At 70.5% G+C, this 10,255-nt stretch carries 6 protein-coding genes; 2 read left to right on the forward strand and 4 right to left on the reverse strand.

From position 1 onward, the window contains the following. On the reverse strand, positions 1–203 hold a 203-nt coding region (locus U9977_RS21965; RefSeq protein WP_322751176.1), incomplete at its 3' end, for an AAA family ATPase. Between the two features lie 206 nt (positions 204–409). Here U9977_RS21965 and U9977_RS21970 point away from each other — a divergent pair. Together U9977_RS21970 and U9977_RS21975 are read left to right on the forward strand one after the other, a co-directional pair. Beyond that, entirely contained in the window at positions 410–2,311 is a 1,902-nt protein-coding gene (locus U9977_RS21970; RefSeq protein WP_322751177.1) for an ABC transporter ATP-binding protein, read from the forward strand. An 80-nt stretch (positions 2,312–2,391) separates the two neighbouring features. Next, a complete protein-coding gene (locus U9977_RS21975; RefSeq protein WP_322751178.1) occupies positions 2,392–4,614 on the forward strand; it encodes an ABC transporter ATP-binding protein in 2,223 nt (740 codons plus the stop codon). A gap of 84 nt (positions 4,615–4,698) precedes the next feature. Here U9977_RS21975 and U9977_RS21980 read toward each other — a convergent pair whose 3' ends face one another. The 3 genes from U9977_RS21980 to U9977_RS21990 all read right to left on the reverse strand — a co-directional run bounded on the left by U9977_RS21980 (position 4,699) and on the right by U9977_RS21990 (position 10,072). Then, entirely contained in the window at positions 4,699–5,271 is a 573-nt protein-coding gene (locus U9977_RS21980) for a Fic/DOC family protein (RefSeq protein WP_322751179.1), read from the reverse strand. After that, complete coding sequence (locus U9977_RS21985; RefSeq protein WP_322751180.1) at positions 5,271–5,564, reverse strand: antitoxin VbhA family protein; 294 nt, start codon at positions 5,562–5,564, stop codon at positions 5,271–5,273. Before U9977_RS21985 ends, U9977_RS21980 begins: the two co-directional genes overlap by 1 nt. Positions 5,565–5,632: 68 nt before the next feature. Continuing rightward, on the reverse strand, positions 5,633–10,072 hold the full coding sequence (locus U9977_RS21990) for an AAA domain-containing protein (RefSeq protein WP_322751181.1): 4,440 nt from the start codon (positions 10,070–10,072) through the stop codon (positions 5,633–5,635). Positions 10,073–10,255 lie beyond the last annotated feature (183 nt).

Consider the following 10,255-nt stretch of genomic DNA (forward strand, 5'->3'; position numbering starts at 1 on the left):
CCCTCACGCCGCCTGCCGTCCAGCGCGTCGGCGAGGTCCTCCCCACCGGCCAGTCGGGCCAGGACCTCGATCCCGTCCAGGGCGTTGGATTTCCCGCTGCTGTTACGGCCCGTCAGGACGGTGAGCGGAGCGAGCGGCAGCGTCGCCCCGGCAAACGACTTGAAGGCCGTCAACCGGAGCTCTCGCAGGACCGCATGCGCCACGCCCCGACTGTACCCACCCCCACCACCGCCATGATCTGCCGAGGTGGCCGGCCGGACCGGCGGTGGGCGCGGGCAGGTGGCAGGACAGGTCCGGGCGCGCTTGACCTGAAGTTCGCTTGAACCTCTAGCCTTCCCTGGACGGCCGGCGCTGCACGCCGGTAGCGACCCGGCGCCACCGAGAGGTAATCCATGAGCAGAGGTACCCCATGAGCATGGACGTCACCGCGTGGCGGTCGATGCACAGCGCGATGAACACGCAGGACGAACGGCGCCCCTTCTCCAAGGCCACCCTGCGGCGCATCGGTGGGTTCGCCCGGCCGCGTCGCCGGCAGCTGACCTGGTTTCTGCTGCTCAGCGTCGTGACGGCGGTCCTCGCGGTCGCGACACCGGTCCTCGCGGGCCGGGTCGTCGACGCGATCGTGCGCGGCGAGGCCGTCCACGTCGTGGTCGGGCTCGCGGTGCTCATCGCCGTCATCGCGGTGGCCGAGTCCGGCATCGGGCTGGTGTCCCGGTGGCTGTCGGCAACCATCGGCGAGGGCCTGATCCTCGACCTGCGCACCACCGTGTTCGACCACGTCCAGCGGATGCCCGTCGCCTTCTTCACCCGCACCCGTACCGGCGCGCTGGTCAGCCGGTTGAACAACGACGTCATCGGCGCGCAGCGGGCCTTCAGTAACACGCTCTCCGGCGTGGTCAGCAACATCGTCGCGCTCCTGCTCACCCTCGTCGTGATGATCAGAATTTCCTGGCAGATCACCATGCTCGCGCTGCTGCTGCTACCGGTCTTCGTCCTTCCCGCTCGGCGGATGGGCAGCCGACTGGCCCGGCTCGAACGCGAGGCGGCCAACCACAACGCGGTGATGAGCACGCAGATGACCGAGCGCTTCTCCGCGCCCGGCGCGACGCTGGTGAAACTGTTCGGCCGGCCCGCGCACGAGTCCGCCGCGTTCGCCCTACGGGCACGGCGGGTCCGTGACATCGGAATACGCTCGGCGATGGTGCAGTGGGTGTTCATCACCGCGCTGACCCTGGTCTCGGCGCTGGCGCTTGCCCTCGTCTACGGGCTCGGTGGTTTCTACGCGCTGCGCGGGCAGCTGGAACCCGGCGCCGTCGTCGCGCTCGCGCTGCTGCTCACCCGCCTCTACGCCCCGCTGACCTCGCTGGCCAGCGCCCGGGTGGAAGTCATGAGCGCTCTGGTAAGCTTCGAACGGGTGTTCGAGGTGCTGGACCTCGAACCGCTGATCGCAGACAGCCCGGACGCGCAACGGGTGCCAGCAGGAGGGGTGGCGGTGGAATTCGACGACGTCAGTTTCAGCTACCCGCCCGCGGACAAGGTCTCGCTCGCATCGCTGGAGGAGGTCGCCGTGCTCGACGCCCGTGGCGGTGTCGAGATTCTCCATAACGTGTCGTTCCGGATCGAACCCGGGCAGCTGGTGGCGCTGGTGGGCTCGTCGGGCGCCGGGAAGTCCACGATCGCGCAGCTGACGGCCCGGCTCTACGACGTCGACACCGGCGCGGTGCGCCTGGCCGGGATCGACGTCCGCGAGCTGACCGCCGAGTCCATCCGCGCGACACTCGGGATGGTCACCCAGGACGGGCACCTGTTCCACGAGTCGATCCGCGCGAACCTCCTGCTGGCACGCCCGGAGGCTACCGAGGACGACCTGTGGGATGCGCTGCGCCGCGCCAGGCTCGCCGACCTCGTCAAGAGTCTGCCCGACGGGTTGGAGACCGTCGTCGGCGAACGCGGGTACCGGCTGTCCGGCGGCGAACGCCAGCGCCTGACCATCGCCCGGCTCCTGCTGGCACGGCCACGGGTAGTGATCCTCGATGAGGCCACCGCACACCTGGACTCCACCTCCGAGGCCGCGGTACAGGCGGCCCTGGCCGAGGCACTCACCGGACGGACCGCGGTGGTGATCGCCCACCGGCTGTCTACCATCCGCTCCGCGGACCTCATCCTCGTCATCGAGGACGGACGGGTCGTGGAACGCGGCACCCATACCGAGCTGCTCGCCACCGGCGGACGGTATGAGGAGCTGTACCGGACGCAGTTCGACCAGCCGGCCGCGGTCGCCGCCATGGCCACGGTGGCCGCGGCCGGATAAGGACCACGACCGGATAAGGACCACGGCCGGTTGCGGAAAACCGGTGCACGCCGTCGGCCGGTCCGGCGATGATGGATGCGGTGTCCGAGCGGTCACGCATCCAGCATGCTTACGCGCGAGCGCCGGAGGTACCCGAGGGCGGGCCGCGGGAAGCGGGCTGCGCGGGCCTGGCTGAAGGGGGATACGTGTCCGCTGCTTCCACCGCACGGGACGGCCCAACCCGGCCGCCGCCCCTCGTCCCACGGCTCGCCGCGACCGTGCTCGCCCGGCTCACCGCAAGCCCGACGGCCGCCCGCTGCGTCCGGTTCTTCGACGACCAGGGCGGCCGCGTCCTCGCCATCATCGCGCTGAACCTGGTCGGCGCCCTGTCCTTCACCGCGACCCCGTTCATCCTGCGGCACCTGATCGACCACGGCCTGGCCGTGCCGGGCACGTCCGCGCTGCTCCCCCAGGTGGCACTGCTACTGGTGGTGTTCGTGTTCGACGCCGTGACCGGCGCGGCGTCCAGGGTGATCGGCTCGCGGCTCGGTGAGACGGTGACCAGGCGCGTCACCGTCACCGTCCACGACCATCTTCTGCGGCTGCCGTTCGGCTTCTTCCCGGGCCAGCGCCAGGGCGAGCTGCTGTCGCTGTTCGGCAACGACGTGCACGAGGTCCGCGCCGCCGTCTCCGTCTCCATGCCGCACGCGATCACCGCCGCGGTCACCGCCATGGTCGGCACGGCCACCGTCTTCGTCCTGGAGTGGCGGCTGAGCCTGCTGGCGGTGCTGCTGGCCCCCGGCGTGTTCGCGCTGACGACCCTCGGCCGGCGCCGTGGCCGCGAACTGACCCGGCAGCACATAAAGCTGCGGTCCGCGCACTTCGCCCAGCTCGCCGACACCAGCGGCGTCGCCGGTGCGCTGCACGTCCGGCTGTTCGGCCGTACCGACCACGAATCGGCACGGTTCGCGACCGTTGCCGACGACCTGGAGCGGATCGCTGTGCGGCGCACCCGGGTTTCCGCGGTCGCCGGGCTGATGTCCTCGGCCGGCGCCGCCGTCGCGGTCGTCGCGGTGATGGGGTTCGGGGGCTGGCTGGTGAGCAGCGGACGCACCTCGATCGGCACGCTGATCGCCTTCGCGTCCGCGTTGCTGTACGCCTACCGGCCGGTCACGAGTCTGGCGGAGAGCCGCTCGGACCTGCTGGAGGCCGGCGTCGGCGTCGAGCGGATCTTCGGCCTGCTCGACATCCCGCCCGATCCCCGCAACCTGCCCACCACGACCACCACGACCACCGCGACCGGCACGACCCGCGCGACCGCCAGGGCCGCGGCGAGCACCACGACCAGCACGACTGGTCAGCGCGCCGACATCGCTGGTCAGCGCGCCGGAACGGCCGTCCGCGAGCCGGTGCCCGGTCAGCGTTGCGCACCGGCCGCTACCAGGGCCGCTCCGGACCTGCTCATCGACCGCGTCTGGTTCCGCTACCGACAGGGCCGGCAGGACGCCTGGTCCGCCGCGGGACGCGATCCACGGCGCCGCTGGTGGTATGTGGGCGACCCCGACGAGGACCCTGCGACGCTGCGCGGTGGTCGCGGTGACCCGGCCGGGGACGACACGCAGCGGTGGAATCTGCGCGACCTCACCCTGGACGTCCGGTCCGGGGAGAAGACCGCGGTCGTCGGGTCCAGCGGTGCGGGCAAGAGCACCCTGGGCTCCCTGCTCGCCGGCATCTATCAACCCGACCGCGGCCGGATCCTGTGCGGCGGCGTCGACCTCGCCGTGATGGACTGGGAGGAACTGCGGGCGCTCGTCGGCGTCGTCCCCCAGGACCCGTACCTCTTCCACGACACGATTGCCACGAACATCCGCTACGGACGGCTCGAGGCCAGCGACGAGGAGGTGGCCACCGCCGCGGTCGACGCCGGCCTGCGCCCGCTGCTGGACAAGCTGCCGCGGGGTGTCGAGACGATGGTCGGGGCCCGCGGCTACCAGCTCTCCGGCGGGGAACGTCAACGGCTCGCCCTTGCCCGGGTCCTGCTCGCCGACCCGCCCGTGCTCGTCCTGGACGAGGCCACCTCGCAGCTGGACTCGCTGACCGAGAACGTGGTGCAGGAGGCGCTGTCCCGGCTGGGCACCGGACGCACCCGGGTGGTGATCGCGCACCGGCTGTCGACGATCGTCGATGCCGACGCCATCCACGTCCTGGACGCAGGCACGGTTGTCGAACAGGGCACGCACGGCGAACTGCTGGCAGCAGGGGGCGCCTACGCCCGCCTCTACGCCCGGCAGGTGGGCCAGGAGCAGCCCGCCAGCCATCAGTGACCCGGAGAACTTCGGCCGCCAGCGCGACGCACAGTCAGTCAGCGAGAGTGTCTGCTGGCCGGCGCCGAGGCTGCACCGACCACGTCAACGAACCACCGCTGAGTCGAGAAGCTCGCGAAGAGGTCCGTTGTCACCACGCAGTGATGCTGTCGAGGCCCGGATGTTCTCGTCCCTGTCCAGAGCGGACCAGTCGATCGGCCAGCCTGCATCGCGGCTGAGCTGGCGGAAGAAGGCCCGCTGGGTACGGCCGTTACCCTCGCGGAACGGGTGGATGGCATTGACCTCGGCGAAGTAGTGGGTCAGCCGTTCGAGAAAACTGTCCCGCGGCAGGCCACGTAAACACCGTTCCGTCGCCAATGCCGCGAATACATCTGTTGAGTATGATTCGATGTGCTGCGGAAGACAGAATGGGTCCGACCTGGCGATACCCACCCCTCTGATTTCACCGGCCCATGGATAGATGTCTCCGAAGATCTCTCGATGAAATGACCGCAGATGGTCGAGATCATATTTGCCCGGCAACACCCGGGCACCGAGATCCGCCAGCGCAGCCAACGTCAGGCCCGCCTCCGCCTCCTGTAGGCGTTGCGGATCAGTGATACCGAGTCGGTTGCGCAGCACACCGCTCTTGGTATCGACGTACGGATCGACGGCCACTACGCGTCGTACAGCCGGCGCACCGACTCGCGCATCTGTGCCGTACCGATCTCACCCCGCGCCCACCGCTCGACGATCGCCTCAACGTCAGCACCTACGGCAAGGCCTTCGGCCCGCACCGATGCAGCTGCCTGGGTCAGCGACCGCGCCCTTTCGGCAGTCAACTCGTCGAACACCTCGACCGGGACCATGACCGCCTCGGTCCTGCGATGCGAGCCCACACCCACCGGCGTACGGTCACCGTTACGGAACCGTTCCAGCACGCTCGGCAATTGCTCACGGGCTTCACGCACGGACAATGTCTCGATCAACATCCCTAAAGTGTACCCGATCGTGTACACATTTTTGCCGCGACTCGTCGTCAGCGTCCCGAGCTGACGATTGTGGGATGGATGTCCAGCTCGTCGAGTCGCTTCCACAGTGACGCGAGCGCGGCGACCGGATCGCGGAAGTACGCCGAACCCCGGACCCGCCAGAATTTCCAACCCTGCCGCTCAAGCACCCGCTGACGTCGAAGATCGGTTTCCCACTGCTGCGGACCGTGGAACGTGTCACCGTCGCATTCGATCGCGAGCCGGTCACGGGCGCCCTCTACGACCAGGTCGATACGGCAATGACCGACGTGGTGCTGCGGGGACACCCGGTAGCCGCGGCGCAGAAGATCCCGCAGAACGGCACGCTCGAAGTCGCTTTCGCACCGGTCCTCGAGGGCTTCGGCCCGCGCCCGCGGTGTGTTGACGCCGTATGCGTAGGCGAGCAGCTGCCCACGGACGTCATCGGGATGCAGCACGGCGTGATCCACGGTGTGGAAAATCCACAGTTGGTCGCGGGCACGACTGGCCGCGACGTTGATGCGCTGCTGGTCGGCCTTGCGGGTCGCGGCGGAGCGGTTGTCGTCGGCGACGACCGACACGAAGATGACGTCCCGCTCGTCACCTTGGAAGTTGTAGGGGTCACCGACCCGGATCCGCCGGCGCTCGTACTCCTCGGCGCCGAGCTTGTCCACGAGCGCCTGCTCGATCAGGCGTCCCTGCCCGGTCCCCAGCAGGGTGACGACCCCGAAGGTCATGCCGTCGTACGCCGGATCGTCGCAACAGTCGAGGATCTGCTGGACGAGAGCGAGCGCCTCGGGTTCGTTGACGTCGCCGTACTGGCCGCGGGTGCGTGCCCCGTCGGGCACCCGGACCGGCCGGACCGGCGCGCCGATGCCGAGGCCGATGCCGATGCCGATGCCGAGATCGGTCGCCTCCCGCAGCGGCAGGATCTTCCCGTCGTAGAAGCGGTTGGAGAACTCGATGATGTCCGGTACGCACCGAAAATGCTCGCGCAGCAGCACCTTTCCCGGAAACACCCGGCTCGCGGTGTCGTAGAGGCTGGCCTCCACGTCGAGCAGGGAGCGCTGCGGCAGGTCGGGCAGATGTGAATCGATCAGCTCGAAGACGCGCTCCCGGTTCACACCGACAGCCGCCGGGCTGATCTGCTTGTCGTCACCCACGATGACGACCTTGCGTCCGAGCGCGAGAACACCGAGGGACAGCACGTCGCACTGGCTGGACTCGTCGACGATGACCACGTCGAACAGATCGGTGCGGCGAGGGTCGAAGCTCGCCAGCACCCGGTGGATCGGCATGATCCAGACGGGGACGGCCCCCATCGCCGCCGGCATCTGGGCGCGGGCCTCGGCCTCCCACTTTCCGGCGAACTTGCCGGTGCCCTTGCCGATCCTCGCCAGCGCCTGGAGCCACCCTTCAAGCGCGCGCCGCTGATCATCCCGCAGGCTGCGGTGCATGCCGAGCCGTGCCCCGCGGGCGGCCGACTCCAGCACCAGCCGGCGCACCTGTGCCCCAGCATCGGTGATCTGCCGCTGGAGCGCTTCAGCGTCACCCCGACCGAGTAGAGCCTCCAGCCAGGTCTGGGCGTGGCGCCACAGCCACAGCCGGGCCAGGTCCTGCGGCCGGCCGCAGACGGCGGTGTCTCCCCCGGAGTCGATGACGCGGCCGGCCCAGACCGGCGCGGCGACGGCGAGTAGCCCGGCCAGTAGGTCCCGGCGAGTCAGAGCGGGCCCCAGGCCGGTCAAGCGGGCGATCTCATCGCAGGTCGCCTGCCAGGCGGCGAAGTCACGCCGGGCGAGGGTGTCACGCAGCACGCCCCACAGCGGGCTCGCGCCCGGCTGCCTCTGCCCGGCCTCGAGGGCCGTTCCGAGCTCGTCGAGCCGCGCCGTCAGCGCCTGTTCGTCACCCCGCTTCGCGGCCGCCGCGAGCACGTCGGCGATCTCTCGCAGCTGCGCGCCGGTGGGCCGTGCCGGGGCATCGGGTAGCACTGTGCGTAGCCGGGCGAGCAGCGCCGGTGCGCCCGTGGTCTCCCAGCTGATCGCGCTACGCAGCAGGTTGACGGCGTGTTCGAGCCCGGGGAGGAAAGCCGGACCATCGGCGGACAGCGGTGGCGCGTGCAGGTGGCTGACCAGTTCGCCGTACCGGCGACCCGCGCTTGCCCGGGTTACCCGCTCGCGGACCGCCGCCCGGACGGCGTCGACGTCGGCGGGGGTCCGCAGTTCGAAACCGTCGACCCGGGCGGTGGCGTGGAACTCCTTCAGGCCCTTGTTACCGAAGCGCGGGATGCCCCTACCCCCGGCGAAACGGGATTCCAACTCGTCGAGAAAACCCTCCTGCAGGCGGGGGTCACTGTCCGGAACGACGATCTCTCTACCGGACGTCCGGCGCCGCGCGTCCACGAGCGTGCCGGCGCATTCGGCGAGCGCCCCGGCCTGCTCCGACCAGAATCCGGCCAGCCTCGCGGACTGGGCGACCTGGCCGCGCAGGCTGAACAACCACGGCTCCTCCAGCTCGGCGATCTGAGCAGCCGCCTGCGCGACGTCGCCGACCAGGGCTGCGAGCGCCGGTCCGCCGAGCGTGTCGACGGCGGGCAGCACGACACCCCGCTCTTCAAGATCCGCGAGTTCGTCCCGGAGGCGGTCGAGGGCACGGTGTTGCGTGATGAGATCCCCGGCGGACGGGATTGCCGTGAGATCCGGAAGCACACAGCGGGCGGCAGCCGCGTCGGCCGCATCCGTCGCGCCCGCAAGGTGCATCAGGTCGGTGAATTCGGCGGCACTCAGTGGTGGACGCTGATCAACCGACAACCGGTCCGGGATGCGGCCCCACTCCGGCTCGTGGCGGGCGAGCCAGGCGCCGACCTGTGCGGCCTTCGCCGGCCCCTCGGGGAGCGCAAACTCCGCGGCCTCGTCGCGGAGCAGCTCCACCAGGCGCAACTGGAGGTTGCGCTCGCGGGTCCGAGCCTCGTCGAGGTCGCGCCCGAGCGCCTCAAGCATGACGGTCTCCGCGACCGGTTCAATGCCCGAGACCGCGTCCATGATGGTCTGGACGGAGGCGCGCAGTTCCCCGAGCGCGGCCTGGTTGGAGCCCAGCACCGCGATGGAGAAGTCGCGCAGCTCCGCCGGGATCTTCTCGCGGAGTACCGCGAGCGCCTGCTCGTTGTGCGCGGTGACCAGCACCCGCCTGCCGTGGGCGACCAGATGGCTGACCAGGTTCGCGATCGTGTGGCTCTTACCCGTGCCGGGCGGCCCCTGCACCGTGACACCGCGGGAACGGGCGAGCCTGACGGCGATGCGTTCCTGCTCGTCGTTCGTGGGCAACGGCATGAGCAGCCGTTCCCCGATCGCATCCCAACCGTCGTCGCCCGCGCCCGCGCCCGCCCCCGCGCCCCCGTTCTCGCGGTCACCGTCACCGCCCGCCGCCGTTCCGTTGTCTTCCTCCGCCACGATCGCGGCGAACGCCTCCGCCAGGGTGTCGGCCTCGGCGAGCACCTGGCGCAGCTCGGTGTAGAAACGCCGGTGCAGCGCCGGGCGCGGCCGGACGAACAGCACCCACGTGTCGACCAGCACCGCTGCCGCGGCCGGAACCGGCACCGCCGGGCCGGGTGCCACGTGCGCGTCGAGGCCGAGCGGCGCGACGGCCTGGGCGTACACCTCGGCCAGGCCACCTTCGGACCACGGATCCGGCGGGCTCGCCCGCACCCGTTCCCGCAGTTCGGCCAGCTCCGCGAGCGCGGCGAGCCCCAGCCCCTGCAACGGGTCGGTCTCCACCGCCGGCAGCCCGTCCGGCACGACCGACAGAACCCCGGTCTCAGGGTCCATCCCGATGGTCACCGGCGTGAGAAGCAGTGGATGGTTGACGGCCTCGCCTGTGACCGACCACGACAGCACCCCGTGGCCCCACATCAACTCGTGGGTCGCGCTGTCCCGCTGCAGGCGCAGTCGCAGGTCGTAGAGGCGCTGGTACAGCGCCCTGGCGTGGCGTGCCGGCCGGGCCCGCTCCGCCCAGGGCTGCCAGTACCCGGCGACCCACCGTGCCAGCTCGGCCCGCACCGGCTCGGCCCGCACCAGCTCCGCCCGCACCGGGCCCGGATCCTCGCCCTCGCCCTCGCCCTCGCGCTCCGCGGACTCGTCGAAGTCGACCGGCAGCAGCGGCGGCCCGGCCAACGTGATCGTGGCGGAGGACACATGACCTGCCAGCGACCGCGGCAGCACCGGCGCGACCGGCTCCTCCACCTTCCCCACCGCAAGCCACGCATCCCGGTCAGGACCCGGGCCCAGAACCACCCCAGGGTGCGCCGGGACGTCGGCCGGCCGGATCAGCGGCGGCTCGTAGTCGGCCAGGCGCCGCTTCGGCTTCGCCGACAGCTCCTGGGAGAGAGCCGCGAGGTAGTCCAGCAGACGCAGCGACCGTGCCCTGACGTCGTCCTGACGCGTGCCCACGACATCCCCCACGATCGGCTCGTCCATCAACCCGCCACCTGCCAGACGCCGGCGGCACAGTTGTTGTACCGGACGTGTCCGACAGTTTCGGGACTACCGGTCCCTTACGCTGGCACGGTTCTGCGGAGCCGCTGCAGGCTCCCGGCCCGTGACGTCCCGGGTCGCTGACGGGTACGAGTGCCTCTTGATCCCCCAGTTTGTACAATGAAG

This window comes from Protofrankia sp. Cas8 (assembly GCF_963555845.1).
GTDB lineage: Bacteria > Actinomycetota > Actinomycetes > Frankiales > Frankiaceae > Protofrankia.

What these genes read in the sequence shown, in the direction of transcription:
- U9977_RS21970 (WP_322751177.1), top strand. Translation starts at nt 410, where the DNA reads ATGAGCATGGACGTCACCGCGTGGCGGTCGATGCACAGCGCGATGAAC.
- U9977_RS21990 (WP_322751181.1), bottom strand. Translation starts at nt 10,072, where the DNA reads ATGGACGAGCCGATCGTGGGGGATGTCGTGGGCACGCGTCAGGACGAC.